General features: G+C 72.9%; 20 protein-coding genes and 1 pseudogene. 7 read left to right on the top strand and 14 right to left on the bottom strand.

The window, feature by feature from the left end:
- Window positions 1-40: 40 nt before the first annotated feature.
- Window positions 41-1,018 carry a DUF2804 domain-containing protein gene (locus LPA42_RS22720; protein ID WP_077939998.1) on the top strand — a complete coding sequence of 326 codons (978 nt, stop codon included), beginning with the start codon at window positions 41-43 and terminating at the stop codon, window positions 1,016-1,018.
- 33 nt (window positions 1,019-1,051) lie between these two features.
- On the opposite strand, the gene LPA42_RS22715 is transcribed toward LPA42_RS22720, so the two are convergent.
- Window positions 1,052-1,993, bottom strand: a complete 942-nt coding sequence (locus tag LPA42_RS22715) for a diacylglycerol kinase family protein (RefSeq protein ID WP_077939997.1) — start codon at window positions 1,991-1,993, stop codon at window positions 1,052-1,054.
- A gap of 154 nt (window positions 1,994-2,147) precedes the next feature.
- Here LPA42_RS22715 and LPA42_RS22710 point away from each other — a divergent pair, with 154 nt between their 5' ends.
- The 3 genes from LPA42_RS22710 to LPA42_RS22700 all read left to right on the top strand — a co-directional run bounded on the left by LPA42_RS22710 (window position 2,148) and on the right by LPA42_RS22700 (window position 4,527).
- Window positions 2,148-2,876 (top strand): hypothetical protein, encoded by a 729-nt coding sequence (locus LPA42_RS22710; RefSeq protein ID WP_077939996.1) that lies wholly within the window; start codon window positions 2,148-2,150, stop codon window positions 2,874-2,876.
- 533 nt (window positions 2,877-3,409) lie between these two features.
- Complete coding sequence (locus LPA42_RS22705; RefSeq protein ID WP_228986843.1) at window positions 3,410-3,922, top strand: DUF6529 family protein; 513 nt, start codon at window positions 3,410-3,412, stop codon at window positions 3,920-3,922.
- Entirely contained in the window at window positions 3,919-4,527 is a 609-nt protein-coding gene (locus LPA42_RS22700; RefSeq protein WP_228986839.1) for a Rieske (2Fe-2S) protein, read from the top strand. Before LPA42_RS22705 ends, LPA42_RS22700 begins: the two co-directional genes overlap by 4 nt.
- A 103-nt stretch (window positions 4,528-4,630) precedes the next feature.
- On the opposite strand, the gene tatC is transcribed toward LPA42_RS22700, so the two are convergent.
- The 5 genes from tatC to LPA42_RS22675 form a co-directional block, all read right to left on the bottom strand.
- Window positions 4,631-5,584: a twin-arginine translocase subunit TatC gene (gene tatC / locus LPA42_RS22695; RefSeq protein ID WP_077939995.1), complete on the bottom strand. Its 954-nt coding sequence runs from the start codon at window positions 5,582-5,584 to the stop codon at window positions 4,631-4,633.
- 18 nt (window positions 5,585-5,602) lie between these two features.
- Window positions 5,603-5,923 (bottom strand): Sec-independent protein translocase subunit TatA, encoded by a 321-nt coding sequence (gene tatA, locus LPA42_RS22690; protein ID WP_077939994.1) that lies wholly within the window; start codon window positions 5,921-5,923, stop codon window positions 5,603-5,605.
- A gap of 220 nt (window positions 5,924-6,143) precedes the next feature.
- Window positions 6,144-6,392: a hypothetical protein gene (locus LPA42_RS22685; RefSeq protein ID WP_077940027.1), complete on the bottom strand. Its 249-nt coding sequence runs from the start codon at window positions 6,390-6,392 to the stop codon at window positions 6,144-6,146.
- Window positions 6,393-6,402: 10 nt separating this feature from the next.
- Complete coding sequence (locus LPA42_RS22680) at window positions 6,403-7,452, bottom strand: YafY family protein (protein ID WP_077939993.1); 1,050 nt, start codon at window positions 7,450-7,452, stop codon at window positions 6,403-6,405.
- A complete protein-coding gene (locus LPA42_RS22675; RefSeq protein WP_043968830.1) occupies window positions 7,449-8,447 on the bottom strand; it encodes a YafY family protein in 999 nt (332 codons plus the stop codon). Before LPA42_RS22675 ends, LPA42_RS22680 begins: the two co-directional genes overlap by 4 nt.
- 134 nt (window positions 8,448-8,581) lie before the next feature.
- Between LPA42_RS22675 and LPA42_RS22670 the strand changes: the two genes are divergently transcribed.
- The gene (locus tag LPA42_RS22670) at window positions 8,582-9,559 is read left to right on the top strand and encodes a cation diffusion facilitator family transporter (RefSeq protein ID WP_043968829.1); all 978 of its coding nucleotides are present in this window, start codon (window positions 8,582-8,584) and stop codon (window positions 9,557-9,559) included.
- Between the two features lie 45 nt (window positions 9,560-9,604).
- Window positions 9,605-10,690: a DUF3866 family protein gene (locus LPA42_RS22665; RefSeq protein WP_077939992.1), complete on the top strand. Its 1,086-nt coding sequence runs from the start codon at window positions 9,605-9,607 to the stop codon at window positions 10,688-10,690.
- Window positions 10,691-10,801: 111 nt separating this feature from the next.
- Here the strand turns inward: LPA42_RS22665 and LPA42_RS22660 are convergent, their stop codons facing one another.
- The 8 genes and pseudogenes from LPA42_RS22660 to arc form a co-directional block, all read right to left on the bottom strand.
- Window positions 10,802-10,990 carry a hypothetical protein gene (locus LPA42_RS22660; RefSeq protein ID WP_077939991.1) on the bottom strand — a complete coding sequence of 63 codons (189 nt, stop codon included), beginning with the start codon at window positions 10,988-10,990 and terminating at the stop codon, window positions 10,802-10,804.
- 68 nt (window positions 10,991-11,058) lie between these two features.
- Complete coding sequence (pafA, locus tag LPA42_RS22655; protein ID WP_043968825.1) at window positions 11,059-12,417, bottom strand: Pup--protein ligase; 1,359 nt, start codon at window positions 12,415-12,417, stop codon at window positions 11,059-11,061.
- A gap of 257 nt (window positions 12,418-12,674) precedes the next feature.
- A pseudogene (gene prcA, locus LPA42_RS22650) lies at window positions 12,675-13,367 on the bottom strand (proteasome subunit alpha); the annotation flags it as partial.
- Window positions 13,368-13,429: 62 nt separating this feature from the next.
- Window positions 13,430-14,269 carry a proteasome subunit beta gene (prcB, locus tag LPA42_RS22645; RefSeq protein WP_043968823.1) on the bottom strand — a complete coding sequence of 280 codons (840 nt, stop codon included), beginning with the start codon at window positions 14,267-14,269 and terminating at the stop codon, window positions 13,430-13,432.
- Window positions 14,188-14,856 (bottom strand): endonuclease VII domain-containing protein, encoded by a 669-nt coding sequence (locus tag LPA42_RS22640; RefSeq protein ID WP_077939989.1) that lies wholly within the window; start codon window positions 14,854-14,856, stop codon window positions 14,188-14,190. The genes prcB and LPA42_RS22640 overlap by 82 nt, the downstream gene beginning before the upstream one ends.
- 6 nt (window positions 14,857-14,862) lie before the next feature.
- A complete protein-coding gene (locus LPA42_RS22635; RefSeq protein WP_036375672.1) occupies window positions 14,863-15,078 on the bottom strand; it encodes a ubiquitin-like protein Pup in 216 nt (71 codons plus the stop codon).
- A 106-nt stretch (window positions 15,079-15,184) separates the two neighbouring features.
- Window positions 15,185-16,702: a depupylase/deamidase Dop gene (dop, locus tag LPA42_RS22630; RefSeq protein WP_077939988.1), complete on the bottom strand. Its 1,518-nt coding sequence runs from the start codon at window positions 16,700-16,702 to the stop codon at window positions 15,185-15,187.
- Between the two features lie 175 nt (window positions 16,703-16,877).
- Window positions 16,878-18,659, bottom strand: a complete 1,782-nt coding sequence (gene arc / locus LPA42_RS22625; protein ID WP_043968817.1) for a proteasome ATPase — start codon at window positions 18,657-18,659, stop codon at window positions 16,878-16,880.
- A 177-nt stretch (window positions 18,660-18,836) separates the two neighbouring features.
- On the opposite strand from arc, the gene LPA42_RS22620 reads away from it, so the two are divergent.
- Window positions 18,837-19,130: a ferredoxin gene (locus tag LPA42_RS22620; RefSeq protein WP_043968816.1), complete on the top strand. Its 294-nt coding sequence runs from the start codon at window positions 18,837-18,839 to the stop codon at window positions 19,128-19,130.
- The last annotated feature ends 25 nt before the right edge of the window (window positions 19,131-19,155 follow it).

Here is a 19,155-nt window from a genome sequence, read left to right as displayed (position 1 = left end):
CCACGCACCGCCCCCGCGTACCGACGGGTAACCTCCCGCCATGACGCACGAGCGCGAGATCACCGCCCCCGTCGACCTCTGCCTGCCCGACGGGCGGCTCAACCCGGCGGCGGTCGGCTGGACCCGCCGCCCCCTGCACCGGGCGAACCTGCGGGGCTGGGGGCGGACCAAGCGCTGGGAGTACTGGGGCGTCGTCACCCCCGCCCACGTGATCGGGGTCGTCGTGTCGTCGCTGGACTACGCCGGCGTGCACAGCGTCTACGTGCTCGACCGCGCCACCGGCGAGGAGGTCAACACCGAGGCGGTGGTGCCGCTGGCCCGCGGGGTGACGCTGCCCGAGCGCAGCGGCGTTGGCCCCGTCACCGCGCGCGGGCCGGTGACCGTCGCCGTCGACCAGCGCCCCGACGGCACCACCCTGCGCGCCACCGGCGGCGACGTCGAGGTCGACCTGGCCATGCCGCTGCCCGCCGGCCACGAGTCGCTCGGGGTCGTCGTGCCGTGGGGCCAGCGGCGGTTCCAGTACACCGTCAAGGACGTCGGGCGGCCCGTGCACGGCCGGCTGCGCGTCGGCGGGACGTGGCACGACGTCCCCGCCGACGACTCGTTCGCCGTGCTCGACCACGGCCGCGGCCGGTGGCCGTACTCGATCGCCTGGAACTGGGCGGCGGGCAGCGGCCCCGGCCGGGCCATCCAGCTCGGCGGGAAGTGGACCGACGGCACCGGCAGCACCGAGAACGGGCTGTTCGTCGCCGGCCGGCTCCACAAGATCGGCGACGAGCTGCGCTGGACGTACGACCGGTCCGACTGGCTGCGCCCGTGGCGCATCACCGGCGACCGGGTGGACGTGACGCTGCAACCGTTCCACGAGCGGGCCGCCCGCACCAACCTCGGCGTGGTGGCCAACGAGACGCACCAGTGCTTCGGGCACTTCACCGGCTGGGCGGCCACCGACGACGGCGAGCGGGTCGACCTCGACGGGCTCGTCGGCTGGGCCGAGGAGGCCCGCAACCGCTGGTAGCCGCGCCTGCCCCACACCGCGCCCACGTCCCGTTCAGCGCAGCAGGCGCACCGCGCCCGGCACGGCGGTCACCGTCACCGGCAGGTCGAGGCACCGCTCCCCGTCGGCGTACGTGGTGATCCCCTCGGCGGCCAGCTCCACGGTGCGGGCCCGGTGGCTGCTCACCAGTGGATGCCGCACGTGGGTGCCCCGGTAGATGCGCGGCTTCACCCGGATCAGGGTGCGCCGGTCGAACCGCCCGCCGACCACCACGTCCAGCAGGACGTCCGTCGGGTCCGCGTCGGGGCAGATCCGCATGCCGCCGCCGTAGCTGGCGCAGTTGCCGACCGCCACCAGCACCGCGTCGCACTCCAGGGGCTCGCCGTCGAGCCGCAGGGTGTAGCGGCGCGGGCGCAGCCGGGCCAGCTCCACCAGGATCGCCAGGTCGTAGCGGCGGGGGCCGCGCGGGCGGCGCATCCGGTTGGCCCGCTCGTTGACGATCGCGTCGAAGCCGGCGGCGAGCACCGCCCCGTACCACCGGGTGTCGCCGCCGGGGCCGGTCAGCCGGGCCAGGTCCACCGGCCGGGTCCGGCCCTCGCGCAGCGCGGCGGCGACGGTCTCGACGGCGGCGAGCGGATCGGCGGGGAAGCCGGTGTCGGCGGCGAAGTCGTTGCCGGTGCCGGCCGGCACCGCAGCGAACGGCACACCCGTGCCGGCCACCGCCTGCAGGCCCCGGTGCACCGTGCCGTCGCCGCCGACGGTGACCAGGGCGGCGGCCCCGTCGGCGACGGCGGCCCGGCACGCCGCCTCGGCCTGCGCGCCCGTGCCCGCCTCCAGCAGCCGCACCGGACGGCCGGCCGTCGCCAGCCGGTCCAGCAGGCGCGGCAGCAGGCCCCGGTGCCGCCCGCGCCCGGCCGTGGGGTTGGCGAGCACGGCGACGGGACCGTCGGGACGCGGCCCGGGGGCGGGGTGGTCGGCTGCGGTCACGGCGAGCACCGTACCGCCCGCTCGCCCGCCCCGGCACCGGCCTGCCGGCCCGCGCGGGACGGCCCTCGCGTCGGGCCGGCGGGAATCGTCGCCGAAGCAATCTGCCGTCGCGTTGAACGACCGGCGGGCCAACCCCGTACGTTCCGGTGAAGGGAGCTGCCCCATGAAGCGCATGACCCCGCTGCTGACGCTGGTGACCGGAGCCGGAATGGCGGCCGTGCTGTTCGCGATGAGCGCGCAGGCGGCACCGACGGCCGCACCGCCGAAGGTGGACGCCGCGCCCCCGGCCAGCGCCGCCGACGCGCCGCCGGCGCCGTCCGGGAGCCAACCGCCCGAGCTGTCCCCGGGTGCCTCGGCGCCCCCGGCGGCGGCCCCCGGCGCGACGGACGTCCCGGCCGCCGGGACGCCCGAACAGAAGGTGGACGCGAGCTGGACCGGCCGCCTGAACAACGGCGCCACCATCGCCATCACCTCCCGCGACGGCGCCGCCGAGGCGTACGTGTGCGACGGCAAGGACATGGAGCTGTGGCTGCGTGGCACGGCCACCGACGGCAAACTCGCCCTCGACGGCAAGGACGCCACGCTCACCGGGACGTTCGACGGCTCCGAGGCGACCGGCAAGCTGACCATCGGCGGCGACACGACCACGTTCACCGCGAAGGCCACGGCGGGAACCGCCCCCGTGGTCTACCGGGCGACCCCGCAGCTGCGGGACGCCGGGGTCGACGGCGGCTGGATCCTGCGGCCCGACGGCACCCAGATCGGCGTGCTCACCTGGAACGGCCGGCCGATCCCGGCGCCGCCGCTGGACCCCGCGTTCGGCACCACGATCGTCGAGGGGCTGACCGTCACCGCCCGGCCGGTGATCCCCGCGCCGGAGCCCGGCCGGTGACCAGCGGCGACTGGCGCGCCGGCACGGACGTCGCCCCGGCCGGCGACGCCTGGGACAGCGGCACGAAGGCCCCGCCCCGCGTCGACTGGGACACCCCTCCCGAGGTCGACGTGTGGGGCGGCGACGCGGACAGCGCGCCCCGGGCCGGCGCCTGGGACGGCGGGAACGACGACGGCCCACGGGCCGGCGGGTGGATCGGCGACGCCGGCGACGCGCCCCGCGCCGGCAGGCCGGGCCGCGACGACGCCCCCCGCGCCGGGGCGTGGGACGCCGGCCCGGACACCGGGCCGGAGGTCGACGTGTGGGGCACCGGGACGGGTGCCCGCCCCGGTGGCGACCGGTGGGACGCCGGCCGCAAGAAGGTTCGGCCCGAGGTCGACACCTGGCGCGCCGGCCGCGACGGTGGGCCGGACGCCGACCGGCCCCGCGACGACCGGGGCCCCGACGACGATCGGGGCCTGCGGGTGCTGCCCGATCCCGCCGCGTTCGCGGCGCGGCTCGCCGCCGAGACCGAGCCGGCCCGCACGGCCTCGCTGCTGCTGCCGGTGCTCGCCGGCGCGGCGGTCGCCGTGGCCACCGGCGTCTACGCCAAACTGCACCAGCCCACCGGCATCGCCGTCAACGTCGCCGGCTTCACCGGGCCGATGCAGGTCAAGGTGTGGCTGGGCAGCGGCGCGATGGCGCTCGCCGTGGTGCAGGTGCTGTCGGCGCTGGCGATGTGGGGGCGGCTCGGCGGCTTCCGCCCGTCCTGGGCGGGCGTCGCCCACCGTTGGTCCGGCCGGGTGGCGTTCCTGCTCGCCGTGCCCGTGGCCGTGCACTGCCTGTACGCCCTCGGCTTCGCCGCCTACGACCTGCGCACCCTGGCGCACTCCCTGTTCGGCTGCTTCTTCTTCGGCATGTTCACCACGAAGATGCTGGCCCTGCCGAAGCCGGGACTGGCCGGCTGGGTCCTGCCCGTCACCGGCGGGGCGGTCTTCGTCGCCCTCACGGCGATCTGGCTGACCTCGTCGCTGTGGTACTTCACCACCTTCGGGATCACCCGGTGACGCCGCCCGCCGGCACCGGCAGAGGGTCGTTCGTCGGCACCGCCAGCAGGCCGCCGGTCGGCACCGAACGCAGCGAGGAGAGCAGCGCGATGACCGACGAGTACCGGCCGTGCCCGTCCCGCCGGGCCGTCCTGTGCGCCACCGGCGCGGCGGGCGTCACCGCCCTGCTGACCGGCTGCCAGACGTACGGGGAGCCCGTCGCCGCCCCGGTGGCGGCCGACCCGCCCGGCGGCGACGCGCCGGCCAGCGGGGACCCGGTGGCCGAGCCCGCCGGCAGCGGCGACCCGGCCGACGCCGATCCCCCCGCCGGCGGGCAGGTGGCGGCGCTGGCCGCCGTGGCCGACCTGCCCGTCGGCGGCGGCCGGATCCTCGCCGACCGGGGCGTGGTGCTGACCCGGCCGACGCAGGAGACCGTCAAGGCGTACTCCGCCACCTGCACCCACGCCGGCTGCACCGTCACCCGCGTCGCCGGCGGCACCATCGTCTGCGGCTGCCACAACAGCACATTCGACATCGCCGACGGGTCGGTGCGCGGCGGGCCGGCCGGCTCGCCGCTGCCGCCGGTCGCGGTGTCGGTGCGCGACGGTCAGGTCCTGCTCGCCTGACGACGGCCCCCACGACGCCACTGCCGGCCCGACGGGCCGCACCCCCGGCACGACGAAGGCCCGCCCCGAACTTCCGGGGCGGGCCTTCGCGTCGTCAGCCTCGTCAGGTCATGTCGTCGTAGCGCCGGTCGATCGGCGCCGGCGCGGCCACCGGCTCCGGAGCCCCGATCGGGTCCGAGGCCTCGATTCGCTGGCTGGGCGGCACCCGGTCGTCATTGAGCTCCAACGGCGACACCTCGTCGTCGGCGATCCCGGCGTAGATCTCCTTGCCCCGCCCGCGCCGCTTGTCGTTGAGGAACGCCACGCCGACGGCGACGAAGTAGAGCAGGGACAGCGCCGCCGCCAGCAGGGTCATGCCGAACGGCCCCGGGTCGGGCGTGGCGATCGCGGCGAAGGCGAACGAAATGAAGATCACCGCACGCCACCAGCTGAGCAGCCGCTTCGCGCTGGCCACCCCGGTGAAGTTGAGCATCAGCAGGATCAGCGGGAACTCGAACGCCACCCCGAACAGCAGGATCATGTTGGTGACGAAAGAGATGTATCGCGTGACCTCAAGCTGGGTGGACAGGCCGGTGACGCCCGACTCCATCAGGAACGCCAGGCCCTTGTCCACCACCAGGAACGCCAACAGCGCGCCGCCCGCGAACAGCGGCGCGGCGATGGAGACGAACACGTACGCCCACTTGCGCTCGTGCCGGTGCAGGCCGGGGGCGATGAACGCCCACAGTTGGTAGAGCCAGACGGGCGCGCCGATGATCAGGCCGATCCACAGCGCCAGCTTCAGCTTGAGGATGAAGCCGTCCGCCGGGGAGAGCTGAAGGAACTGCTGACACTCGCCGAGCGCGTCGGTGGCATCGGGCAGCCGGCAGTAGGGCTGCTTCAACAGCAGGAACGCCGGATCGGCGAGCAGGAAACCGCCGATCAGGCCGACCACGATCGCCAGCGACGCCCGGAACAACCGGGAGCGCAGCTCACGGATGTGGTCCATGAGCGTCATGGAACCGTCGGCGGCCTGCTCGAACTTGCTCGGTCCGCGTTTACGAAGGGCGAAGGCCACGGTGGTCGGGCCCCTCGGTCAGTGGTCGCGGACGCGCTGCACCGGGTCGATGACCGGCTGCTGCGGAGCCTGCGGCGGGGCGTACGGCTGCTGCTGCTGCGGCTGCGCGTACGACTGCTGCGGCTGCGCGGCGTTCGGCGGCAGCGGCTGGTAGCCGGCCTGGGCGTCGGCCTTCTCGGCCAGATCGCGGTCGTCGTCGTGCAGGCTCTTCGTCTCGGCCTTGATGATCCGCAGCGAACGGCCCAGCGAGCGGGCCGCGTCGGGAAGCCGCTTCGCGCCGAAGAGCAGGATCATCACGACCACGAGTACGGCGATGTGCCACGGCTTGAGGGCACCCATGGGAAGCTCCAGTCGCTCTGTGTCGTCGTGGGGGTGTTACCGGAGCCCATCGTACGTCCGTTGAGGGCCGTTGCCACCCGCCGGACGCTGGTGGTTTCGACCGGCTGGTGAAGTGTTGACCAACTCCGCGCGTCCCGTCAACCACCCGGACCCGGATCCCACCTGCGGATACCCGCCCCCGCGCCGGCCGCCGGGCGCACGCGCAGCGGCCCGGGTCGATCTAGTGGCCGCGCTTCGCCTTGATCACGGCCAGGCGGCGCTGGGTGAGCTCCACCTGCCCCTGCATCGCCTCCGCGCGCTCCTGCAGCGCCTCGGCCGACACCCGCAGCGCCTCCGCCTCCGCCTGGCGGCCCTGCAACGCCATCGCCGCCCGCCGCAGCCGGGGCAGCCGGACCAGTACCGGCCGCACGGCCAGCGCCAGCACCACGAACGCGAACAGCACCACCGCGACCACGATCCACTTCACCACGGCGGCCAGCCTACCGGGGCGACGCGGACCCCGCCGGGTCACCCGACGGCGCGCCGTCCGGGCTGGCGTACGCCTCCAGCGCCGCGACCGCCTGCGCCCGGACCTGATCGGCCAGCTCCGCCGGGGCGACCACGGCGACCCCGGGGCCCAGGCCCAGCACGAACCGGCGGGCCCAGCCCAGGTCGGTCACCCGCAGCGACACCAGCCACTGGTCGCCGTCGCCGCGCTCGACCCGCTCGCACGGATAGTATTCCGTGATCCACCGCTCGCCCCGACCGATCCGCAACGTGATCAACGGCAGGTCCGGCGACGGGCGGAACACCCCCTCGGTGAGGTCGTGCGGCCGGGCCTGCGGCGGCACCACCGCCGGCTCGTCCAGCTCGACGACCGCGTCGATCCGGTCGGCCCGGAACAGCCGGACCTCCTCCGCGCGGCGACACCACGCCTCCACGTACGCCCGGCCGCCCACCATCAGCATCCGCAGCGGGTCGATGACCCGCTCGGTCGTCTCGTCCCGGGCCGGCGTGTAGTAGGTGATCCGCAGCGCCCGGGCCCGCCCCACGGCGGCCCGCAGCTGCTCCACCCGCCGGCTGTCCGCCTGCAGGCGCACCTCCACCGGGGCGCCGACCAGGTCACCCGCCGCGTTCTCGATCTTCGCGAGGGCCCGCTCCACCGCCTCCCGGTTGGCCACCCCCGGCGTCTCGGCGAGCATCCGCAACGCCACCACCAGCGCCAGCGCCTCGTCGGGGGTCAACCGCAGCGGCCGGTCGATCCCCGCGTCGTAGGTGATGGTCACCCGGTCGCCGTCGAACGCCATGTCGATCAGGTCACCCGGGCCGTAACCGGGCAGCCCGCACACCCACAGCAGCTCCAGGTCCTCCCGCAGCTGCCGCTCGGTCACCCCCAGGTCGCCAGCCGCCTCGGCGATCTCGATCCCCGGCCGGGCCAGCAGATAGGGCACCAGGTTGAGCAGCCGGGCCAGCCGGTCGGCCGACGCCCGGTTGCCGCCGGCACGCGGGCCGGTCGGGCGGGCGGCCGGACGGGTCGCCGGGCGGGTCATCGGGCACCTCCGGTCACGGTCAGCTCGTCGTGCCGGGCGGCGATCTCCTTGAGCCGCTGGATCACCGCCTCGCGCACCTCCGGCGGGTCGAGCACCCGCACGTCCGGGCCGTACCCCACCAACTTGGCGGCCAGGGACTCCGCGTCCGCGTACGGCAGGACCAGCCGGTCCCCCGCGGGCCCGGAACCGCTGTCGACCGCCCAGCGACGCAGCCCCGCCGCGCGGCCCGGACGGACCAGGACCGTCGCCCGGCCCGTGCGCTCCACCGGCCCCGACCAGCGCGCCACGTGGCTGATCAGATCCAGCCCCGGCGGCGGCTCGAAGCCGCCCGGGGCGCCGGCCACCCGGACCGCGCCCACCACCCGCGACAGCCGGAAACAGCGGGTCGCCGCCCGGTCCAGGTCGTGCCCCACCACATACCACCGGCCCCGCCAGCAGACCACGCCCCACGGCTGCACACGGCGGCGGGTCGGGTCGTCACGGTCGGGCGCCCGGTAGTCGAAGCTCACCTCGCGGCGGTCCCGCGCTGCGGCCGTCAACGGCGCGAACGCCGGATCGACCGTCACCATCGGCTCCAGGCCCAGGGTCGCCTGCGGGTCCACATCCACCCCGGCGGCGCGCAGCTTCGCCAGCCCCGACGACGCGGCGGCCGCCAGCCCCGCGTGCTGCCACAACCGGGCGGCGATGCCGACCGCCGCGGCCTCGTCCGGCTCCAGCGGGATGTCCGGCAGCGCGTACTCCCGGTGGGCGATGCGGTAACCCGGCTCCGAGTCGAAGACGCTCGCCGTGCCCGTCTCCAGCGGCACCCCCAGCTCACGCAGCTCGGCCTTGTCCCGCTCGAACTTGCGCTGGAACGCTTCGTGATCCTTCGCGTCGTCCGGATCGTGCTCGTAACCGGGCACGGTCGCGGCGATCTGCGCGGCGGTCAGGAACCGTCGCGTCGACAACAGGCAGATCACCAGGTTGACCAGGCGTTCGGTGCGGGTCCGCGACACGTGTGCACGCTAGCAGCCCGCGCCGCGCGGGCGTGCACCCAATCCGGGCGCGTCGCGGCAACGCCACAACACTCACCCTGGGTGACCGCAACGGCACCGCTGCGGGCCCCGCCGGGCGGCCATAGGGTGGCCCCATGCCCGAAGCGGACGTCAAGACCGAGAGCGTGGGCACCGTCGTCGTGGCCGGCGCGGCCAACCTCGCCATCGCCGTGGCCAAGCTCGTCGCCGGGCTGATCTCCGGCTCCGCGGCGATGCTCTCCGAGGCCGCGCACTCCGTCGCCGACACCACCACCGAGGCGCTGCTCTACCTCGCGCTGCGCCGCGGCGCACGGCCCGCCGACGTCCGCCACCCCTTCGGGTACGGCAAGGAGAGCTACGTCTGGGCGTTCCTCGCCGCGCTGTTCACCTTCGTCGCCGGGGCCGGCTTCGCCATCACCCACGGCGTCACCACCATCCTCGTGCACGAACACAGCGGCAACTACCTCGTCGCGTACGTCGTGCTGGCCGTCTCGTTCGCCGTCGAGTCGGTCTCCCTGGCCCGGGCGACCCGGCAGATCCGCGCCGAGTCACGCCGCTGGAACACCACGCCGCGGCGCTTCCTGCGGCTCACCGCCGACACCACCGTCAAGGCCGTCTTCCTGGAGGACAGCGCCGCCCTGATCGGCCTGCTGCTCGCCGCCGTCGGCCTCGGCCTGTCCCACCTCACCGGCGACGAACTCTACGACGGCCTCGCCTCCATCGCCATCGGCCTGCTGCTGCTCGTCGTCGCGATCACCCTCGCCAAGGCCAACATCTCGCTGCTCGTCGGACGCTCCGTGCCCGAGCGGCTGCGCCACGAGATCGCGGCGGAACTCGACGGGCTGCCCGCCGTCGAACGCATCGACACGCTGCTCACCATGCAGCTCGGCCCCGAGGACATGCTGGTCGCCGCCAAGGTCGACTTCCGCGACGACGCCACCGGCGCCGACATCGAGGCCGCCGCCGACGAGGCCGAGCGCCGCCTCACCGCCCGCTACCCCGAGATCGGATACGTCTTCCTCGACCCCACCCCGTCGCGCCCCGAGACCCGCAACCGGCGCACCCGGCACATCCAGGACGAGCCGCCACGCTGACCCCGCCGCCGCAACCCGCGCCCGGCAACCGCTAGCGTGCACCGCATGGTGCGATGGCGGGCGGGAACCGTGACGGCGCTGCGGCGGGAGTGGACCGGCGCGATCGAACTGGACGTCACACTCGCCGACGGCACCACCATGCGGGCCCTGGCCTACCCGCACCTCGTCGGCCGCCCCGCGCCCGGCGACCGGGTGCTCCTCAACGCCGGGGCGCTGCTCATGGGCCTCGGCACCGGCGGGTACGCGCTCGTCGTGGCCCTGCCCGACCGGCTGCCGCCCGACCCGCCGCAGGCCGGCGACACCCGCGACGCCGGGCACCTCGTCAAGGCCCGCTACACGCCCCTGCAACCCATCCTGCTCGGCGTCGACGAGGAGGCCAGCCCCCACCGCGAGGTGCTCGCCGCCGCCGAGGACGTCGCCGGCCTGCCCGTCGTCACCGCCGACCTGCACTCCGCCCTGCCCGCCATCCTCGCCGGCATCCACGCCGACGCCCCCGACGCCCGCGTCGCCTACCTGCTCACCGACGGCGGCGCGCTGCCCGCCTGGTTCTCCCGCGCCCTCGACGGGCTGCGCGGCCGGCTCGCCGGCACCGTCAGCGTCGGGCAGGCGTTCGGCGGCGACCTGGAGGCCACCACCGTGCACAGCGGCCTGCTCGCCGCCCGGCACGTGCTCGCCGCCGACGTGGTCATCTGCGCCCAGGGTCCCGGCAACCTCGGCACCGGCACCCGCTGGGGCTACTCGGGCGTGGCCGTCGGCGAGGCCGTCAACGCCGTCGCCGCCCTCGGCGGGAAACCCGTCGGCTCCCTGCGCATCTCCGACGCCGACCCCCGCCCCCGGCACCGTGGCGTGTCCCACCACAGCCTCACCGCGTACGGTCGCGTCGCCCTCGCCCCCGCCGACCTCGTCGTGCCCGACGACCTGCCCGCCGCCCTGGCCGACGACATCGACGCCGCGCTCGTCCCCCTCGCCGGGCGGCACCGCATCGTCCGGGTCCCCACCGACGGGCTCGACGCCGCGCTGCGCGCCAGCCCCGTGCCCCTGTCCACCATGGGCCGCGGCCTCGACGCCGACCACGCCTACTTCCTCGCCGCCGCAGCCGCCGGCCGGCACGCCGCCGCCCTCGCCCGCTGATTCGCCGTCGTCCCGGCTACGGCCGGGCAGCGCGGCGGCCGGGCGCGGCTACGGCCGGGCTGTGCGGCTGTGGCCAGGCGGCGCGGCTGTGGCCAGGCGGCGCGGGAGACCTCAGGCCAGGAAGATCAACGCCAGCCAGCCGCCGACGATCACCACCAACGCCGCGGCCAACACCCACGTCGGCACCGTGTACTCGCCGCGCCGGTTCCGCTCCACCTCCGCGCGGATCTTCTCCCGGCGGCGGTCGATCCAATTCAACTTCTCGGCGCCGCGCTCGCGCCCCGGAGGTTCAGACATCATGGCAGCGCCAGCCTACCCGGACGGCCCCCTCCCGCCGCGACCAGCGCCGCACGAGGGGGCCCACCGGATCACATGCTCGCGATCAACCGCTCCACCCGCTCGTCGTACGCCCGGAACGGGTCCTTGCACAGCACGGTGCGCTGCGCCTGGTCGTTGAGCTTCAGGTGCACCCAGTCGACCGTGAAGTCACGCCGCTTCTCCTGCGCGTGCCGGATGAACTCCCCCCGCAGCCGCGCCCGCGTCGTCTGCGGCGGCGTCTCCTTCGCCTCGAAGATCTCCGGATCCGTCGCCACCCGGTCCACCTCCCCGCGCCGCTCCAACAGCCCGTACAGGCCCCGCCCACGCCGCAGGTCGTGATACGCCAGGTCCATCTGCGCCACCCGGGGATGCGACAACGGCAGGTCGTGCTTGCGCTGATACCGCTCGATCAGCCGCAGCTTCGACACCCAGTCGATCTCCCGCGACACCGGCTCCAGGTCACCGGTCTCCACCGCCCGCAGCACCCGGCCCCACAGCTCCACCACCCGCTTGGCCGTCTGGTCCCCGCCCCGGCGCTCCACGAACTCCGTCGCCTTCGCCAGGTATTCCTGCTGGATCTCCAGCGCGCTGACCTCCTTGCCGGAGGCAAGCCGCACCTTCCGCCGGCCCGTGATGTCGTGCGACACCTCGCGGATCGCCCGGATCGGGTTCTCCAGCGACAGGTCCCGCATCACCACCCCCGCCTCGATCATCCGCAGCACGATGTCCGCGGAACCGACCTTCAGCAGCGTGGTGACCTCGTTCATGTTCGAGTCACCCACGATGACGTGCAGCCGCCGGTACCGCTCCGCGTCCGCGTGCGGCTCGTCGCGGGTGTTGATGATCGGCCGGCTCCGCGTCGTCGCCGACGACACCCCCTCCCAGATGTGCTCCGCCCGCTGCGACAGGCAGTAGACCGCACCCCGGGGCGTCTGCAACACCTTGCCCGCCCCGCAGATCAACTGCCGGGTCACCAGGAACGGAATCAGCACGTCCGCCAGCCGGCCGAACTCGCCGTGCCGGGAGACCAGGTAGTTCTCGTGACAGCCGTACGAGTTCCCCGCCGAGTCCGTGTTGTTCTTGAACAGGTAGATCTCACCCGCGATGCCCTCGTCGTGCAGCCGCTTCTCCGCGTCGATGAGCAGCCCCTCCAGGATCCGCTCCCCCGCCCGGTCGTGGGCCACCAGGTCCACCACCGAGTCACACTCGGGCGTCGCGTACTCCGGGTGGGACCCCACGTCCAGATAGAGCCGGGCACCGTTGCGCAGGAACACGTTGCTCGACCGGCCCCACGACACCACCCGACGGAACAGGTACCGCGCGACCTCGTCGGGGGACAGCCGCCGCTGCCCACGGTAGGTACAGGTGACGCCGTACTCGGTCTCAAGGCCGAAGATTCGCCGCTCCATGAGTTGACATTAGTCCTCTCCGGCCCCGAATGGGCAGGGCTGACCACCCGGACACACGCGACCGGCCACCCATCTGGGTGGCCGGCCAGGTGATCACTGTTGCCGAACGGTCACGCCCCGGGCGTGTCGGACCCGCGCTACCCCTCCAGGTCCGCCGAACCCGCCGACGTCGTCGGCTTCCCCGCCTCCTGCGTCGGCGTCGCCGGGGTCTCCGGACGCTCCTCGGTCGCCGGCTCCTTCGACTCCTCCGCCTCGGCGTCCAGCAGCGCGGTCAGGGCCGCACCGGTGATCCGCCGGAACGTCCGGCCCTTGCGGTGCCGGTCCAGGACCGCCACCTCCAACTGGTGGGCCGCGATCGTCCGCGCCGCCCCGCCCTCACCGCCGACGCTGCCCAACGCCGCCACGGCCACCCGGACCGCCTCACCGAGCGACATGTCCGGCCGGTGCTGCGACTTGAGCACACCGGAGATCGCCTCGGCCTGCCCACCCATCGCCATCCGGCCCGGCTCGTCGTTGACCGAACCGTCGTACGTCAACCGGTAGAGCGCGTCGGCCTCCGGCGTCGCCCCCACCTCCGCCACGCAGATCTCCACCTCGAACGGCTTCGACTGCTCGGTGAAGATGGCGCCGAGGGTCTGCGCGTACGCGTTGGCCAACGCCAGACCCGTCACGTCCCGCCGGTCGTAGCTCAGGCCGTTGAGGTCGGCCATCCGGACCCCGGCGCGACGCAGATTCTCGAACTCGTTGTACCGGCCCACGGCGGCGAAGCCGATCCGGTCGTAGATCTCACTGACCTTGTGCAGGGTGCTGGAGAGGTTCTCCGCGACGAAGAGCACCCCGCCGGAGTAGCTCACGACCACCGCGCTGCGGCCCCGGGCGATGCCCTTGCGGGCCAGCTCGGAGCGGTCGCGCATGATCTGCTCGGGCGAGGCGTAGAACTGCATGGCCACGGCGGCGGTTCTCCTTTGGGCGCTGTGCTGACGACGACTGCTGACTAAGGCGGAGGCGGGGCTCAGCCGCCCGGGTTCTCCATCCGGCCGGCCACCACGGCCTCGGCGATCGCGGCCGTCTCGGCGTCGGTGAGCCGGTGGGTGCCCTCCGCCGTCGCCGTCATCACCACCGGGTAGATCCGGCGGGTGAGGTCCGGGCCACCGGTGGCCGTGTCGTCGTCGGCCGCGTCGTAGAGCGCCTCCACCGCGAGCCGCACCGCGTCGTCGACCGACAGGCCCGCCCGGAACCGCTTCTTCAACGCCGACCGCGCGAAGATCGAACCGGAGCCGATCGCGTCGTAACCGGTCTCCTCGTAGGGGCCACCGGTGACGTCGAAGCTGAAGATGCGCCCCGCCCGCGCCGGGTCGGCGGCGGCCAGGTCGAACCCGGCGAACAGCGGGATCACCGCGAGGCCCTGCATGGCCGCGCCCAGGTTGCCCCGGATCATCGACGCCAGCCGGTTGGCCTTGCCGTCGAGCGAGAGCATCGCGCCCTCGATCTTCTCGTAGTGCTCCAGCTCCACCTGGAACAGTCGCATCAGCTCGATGCCGATGCCCGCGGTGCCCGCGATGCCGACCAGCGAGTACGCGTCGGCCGGGTGCACCTTCTCGATGTCCCGCTGGGCGATCAGATTGCCCATGGTGGCCCTGCGGTCGCCCGCCATCACCACGCCACCGGCGGCCGAGATGGCCACGATGGTGGTCGCGTGCGGCGCCAGGTCGGCGGCCATGCCGGGCGGCAACGGCCGACGGCCGGGCAGCATCTCGGGGGCCACCCTGCTCAGGAAAGACGTGAAGGACGACGTCCCCGCGTTGGTGAACGCATCTGGTAGACGCCCGGATGGATCAAAGCCCGCTGCCACGTGGTTCCTCTCAGGTACGTGATCGCCCTGGCCAGTCTCGTAGGACTGTCACGGAACTGGCCAAGACCGCCGTTGCAGTTGAAGCAGAGTATCCCGCGCACCCAGCCGGTGCGATGATCGTGGTCCAGATGTTGCGGGTCCGCGCCACCACAGATCGCGCAGACCCCGCCCTGCTCGGCGAGGAGCTCGTCGAACTCCTTCTGCCCCACCCCGTAGCGGCGACGGAGGTGGTATTCGCGGGTGCCACCGTAGAGCCGCTGCACCGTTTCCCTGCCACGGGCGTTGTGGCACGGTTTGCAGTACGTGTGCCGCCCGCCGGCCTTCCTGGTGCGCGGAAAGTCCTCAAGCGGCTTGATGTCTCCGCAGTCGGGACACCATTTCAGCCCGACGGGGACCGGAACCGGAGCCCTCTTCGGCGCGCTGATCCCGCGCTTGCGGCGGCTCGCCTCCGAGCGGGCCGCCGCGCAGCTCTTGCAGTAAAAAGCCAGCCCGTCCGCGCGCCGCCGGTTGCGGTGGAACTCGGTCGTGGGCAGCAGGCGCTCACACTGGGGACACCTCTTGTCCGATGCGCTGGGCAAATCGGACATATAGTATCATTCACCCCCTTTCTGGACGTATCCCCTCACGAATTCTTCTGCGTTCTCCTCCAGGACGGAGTCGATCTCGTCGAGCAGGTCGTCGACGTCCTCGGTGATCTCGGCGTGCCGCTCGGCGACCTCCGGGTTCGCCTCGGTGGTGACGTCCTCGATCTCCTCGCCCTGCCGGGCCTTGCCCGACTGCGACTGCCCGCCGCTGTCACGAGTGGCCATTGCTGCCTCCTCCACGATCGTCTCCGATGAACTTACCTCGCGGAGGCGACGAAAAGCCCGCCGCGCGCCGGCTTGGCGCGGGGCGGGCTTTCGGGCCCACGCAGGGTCAGCCGCCGGTCAGCGTCTCCAGCAGGTCCTTCGCGCTGACGCACCGGTCGAACAGGGCGCCGACGTGCTTGCGGGTGCCCCGCTCCGGCTCCATCATCGGCACCCGCACCAGCGACTCCCGGCCCACGTCGAAGATCACCGAGTCCCAGCTCGCGGCGACCACCTCGGAGGCGTACTGGGCCAGGCAGCGGCCCCGGAAGTAGGCACGGGTGTCCTCCGGCGGCTCGGTCATCGCCGTGCGGGTCTGCTCGTCGGTCAGCAGCGTCTTCATCGACCCGCGCTGCACGAGCCGGTGGTAGAGGCCCTTCTCCGGCCGCACGTCGGAGTACTGGAGGTCGACCAGTTGGAGCTTGTGCGAGCCCCAGCCGAGCTTCTCCCGCTCCCGGTAGCCCTCCAGCAGCCGCAGCTTCGCCACCCAGTCCAGCTCGTCGGCGCACTCGAACGCGTCGCGGCCGAGCCGGTCGAGCACGCTCTCCCAGCGGTCGAGCACGTCGGCGGTCTGCTCGTCGACGTCGGTGCCGTACCGGTCGTCCACGAAGGAGCTGACCCGCTCGAAGTAGGCCCACTGCACGTCCAGGGCGGTCAGCCGACGCCCGTCGCGCAGCCGCATCAGGTGCTTCAGCGACGGGTCGTGGCTGACGGCGCGCAGCTCGCTCACCGGGTCGGCGATGCCCAGGTCCGGCCCGAGGGCCTTCTGCTCGATCATGGTGAGGATCAGGGCGGTGGTGCCGACCTTGAGGTACGTGGAGATCTCCGACAGGTTGGCGTCGCCGATGATGACGTGCAGCCGGCGGTACTTGTCGGCGTCGGCGTGCGGCTCGTCGCGGGTGTTGATGATGGGCCGCTTGAGCGTCGTCTCCAGGCCGACCTCGACCTCGAAGAAGTCGGCGCGCTGGGAGATCTGGAAGCCGCTGGCGCCGCCGTCCTGGCCGATGCCGACGCGGCCGGCGCCGCAGACGATCTGCCGGGTGACGAAGAACGGCGTCAGGTAGGCGACGATGTCGGCGAACGGCGTCTGCCGGCGCATCAGGTAGTTCTCGTGGGCGCCGTAGCTGGCGCCCTTGTTGTCGGTGTTGTTCTTGTAGAGGTGGATGGGCTGGGTGCCCGGGATGGTGGCGGCCCGGCGGGCGGCCTCGGCCATCACCCGTTCGCCGGCCTTGTCCCACCGGACCACGTCGAGGGGGTTGGTGACCTCGGGGGTGGAGTATTCGGGGTGGGCGTGGTCGACGTAGAGACGGGCGCCGTTGGTGAGTATGACGTTGGCCAGCCCGAGGTCCTCGTCGGCGAGGGCCTCGGCGGGGTCGTACGCGGCGCCGGAGTAGGTGAAGCCGCGGGCGTCGCGCAGCGGCGACTCCTCTTCGTAGTCCCAGCGGGCCCGGCCGCCCCGGTTGAGTTCGGGGCGTGCCCCGTAGGCGTTGACCACCTGGGAGGAGGTGACCATCGGGTTGGCCCCCGCCTGGCCGGGCACGGAGATGCCGTACTCGACCTCGGTGCCCATGATCCGTCTTACGCTCATCAACCTACCCGCTTCGCTCGCCGACCCGGTCCCCCGTCACGTCGAGCGTAGTCCGCGTCGCGCGGTGCGGGGGCGCGGCGGGCGGCCACGTCGGGGCGGGTGTCGTGCCGGTGCGGGGACGCGACGGGGCCCGCGACGTCGCTGTCGCGGGCCCCGGTCGTGTCGTCGGGGGTGGTTACAGGTATTGGCCGGTGTTGCTGGCGGTCTCGATCGACCGGCCGGCCTCGGTGCCCTTGCCGCCGGAGACGAGCGTGCGGATGTAGACGATCCGTTCGCCCTTCTTGCCGGAGATGCGGGCCCAGTCGTCGGGGTTGGTGGTGTTGGGGAGGTCCTCGTTCTCGCGGAACTCGTCGACGCAGGCGTCGAGGAGGTGCTGCAGGCGCAGGCCCTTGCGTCCGGAGGTGAGGAACTCCTTGATCGCCATCTTCTTGCCCCGGTCGACGATGTTCTGGATCATCGCGCCGGAGTTGAAGTCCTTGAAGTAGAGGACTTCCTTGTCGCCGTTGGCGTAGGTGACCTCGAGGAAGCGGTTCTCCTCGGTTTCGGAGTACATCCGCAGCACGACCGCGTCGATCATGGCGGCGACGGTGGCCTGGGCGTCGCCTCCGTGTTCGGCCAGGTCGTCCGGGTGCAGCGGCAGCCCGGAGAGGATGTACTTGGAGAAGATGTCCTTGGCCGCCTCGGCGTCCGGCCGCTCGATCTTGATCTTCACGTCGAGCCGGCCGGGGCGCAGGATGGCCGGGTCGATCATGTCCTCCCGGTTGGAGGCGCCGATGACGATGACGTTCTCCAGCCCCTCCACGCCGTCGATCTCGCTGAGCAGCTGGGGGACGATCGTGTTCTCCACGTCGGAGGAGACGCCGGAGCCGCGGGTGCGGAAGATGGAGTCCATCTCGTCGAAGAACACGATCACCGGCGTGCCCTCGCCGGCCTTCTCCCGGGCCCGCTGGAAGATCAACCGGATGTGCCGCTCGGTCTCGCCGACGTACTTGTTGAGCAGCTCGGGGCCCTTGATGTTGAGGAAGAAGCTGGTGTGCCTCTCCTTGCCCAGCCGCTCGGCGATCTTCTTGGCCAGCGAGTTCGCCACCGCCTTGGCGATGAGCGTCTTGCCGCAGCCGGGCGGGCCGTAGAGCAGGATGCCCTTGGGCGGGCGGAGCTGGTGCTCACGGAACAGGTCCGCGTGCAGGAAGGGCAGCTCCACCGCGTCGCGGATCTGCTCGATCTGCGACTGGAGGCCACCGATGTCGGTGTAGTCGACGTCGGGCACCTCCTCCAGGACCAGCTCCTCGACCTCGCTCTTCGGGATCCGCTCGTACGCGTACGCCGAGCGGGGCTCGATCATGAGCGAGTCGCCGGCCCGGATCGGCGAGCCGATCAGGGTCTCGGCGAGGTGCACGATGCGCTCCTCGTCGGAGTGCGAGACCACCAGCGCCCGGTCGCCCGGAGCGCCCTCGGGACCCGCGAGGATCTCCTTGAGCATCACCACCTCGCCGACCCGCTCGAAACCGAACGCGTCGACGATGTTGAGCGCGTCGTTGAGCAGGACCTCCTGGCCACGTCGCAGCTCCGCGACGTCCAGCGAGGGTGAGACGGCCACCCGGAGCTTGCGCCCACCGGTGAACACGTCCACCGTGCCGTCCTCGTGCGCTGCCAGGAAGACACCGTAGCCACTCGGCGGTTGCGCGAGGCGGTCGATCTCCTCCTTGAGCGTCACGATCTGCGCTCGGGCCTCCTTGAGAGTGCTCACGAGCCGTTCGTTGTTCTCGGTCAGCCGCGCCAACTGTGCCTGGGTGGCCGCCAGCCGCTCTTCGAGCTGCCGGACGTGTCGGGGGCTTTCGGTCAACTTGCGCCGCACCAGAGCGAGTTCCTCTTGAAGGAACGCGACCTGCGTGGAGAGATCGTGGGCCTCCTTCTCCCACCGTGCGGCGCGCGAGTCCGCGTCGTCGCTGCGTGCCACGTCCCACCTCCCCGGGGGGCTTGAACGTTCTGCCCTAACACTAGCCGCTATGAGGCCGATTCGGTCCCACGCAACGCCCTCGTCACTGAACCTTGATCGCCACGGGTGGCCACGGGGGCAGGTCGGGGCGTTCGGGTACCGTCGTGTCGTGGGACGGGAGAACATGGGGGTACGCCGGTGAGCGAGGTCGCGACCGACCAGTTGCAGGTCTGGGTGGACCAGGATCTGTGCACGGGTGACGGCCTGTGCGTGCAGTACGCGCCGGAGGTCTTCGAGTTCGACGTCGACGGGCTGGCCTACGTCAAGGGTGCCGACGGCGAGTTGCAGCTCGCCCCGGGCAGCCGGGTGGGGGTGCCCGAGCACCTGCGCCTTGAGGTGATCGACTCGGCGAAGGAGTGCCCGGGCGAGTGCATCCACGTGGTGCGGGGCGACGGCGTCGAGGTCGCCGGCCCGGACGCCGAGGACGACTGAGCCCGGACGCCGCGGACGACTGAGC

Origin of the sequence: Micromonospora sp. DH13, from assembly GCF_020873825.1 — a bacterium.
GTDB classification, from domain to species: domain Bacteria; phylum Actinomycetota; class Actinomycetes; order Mycobacteriales; family Micromonosporaceae; genus Micromonospora; species Micromonospora haikouensis.
The sequence above is the reverse complement of the archived record's forward strand: the minus strand, read 5'-3'. Positions and strand labels throughout refer to the sequence as shown.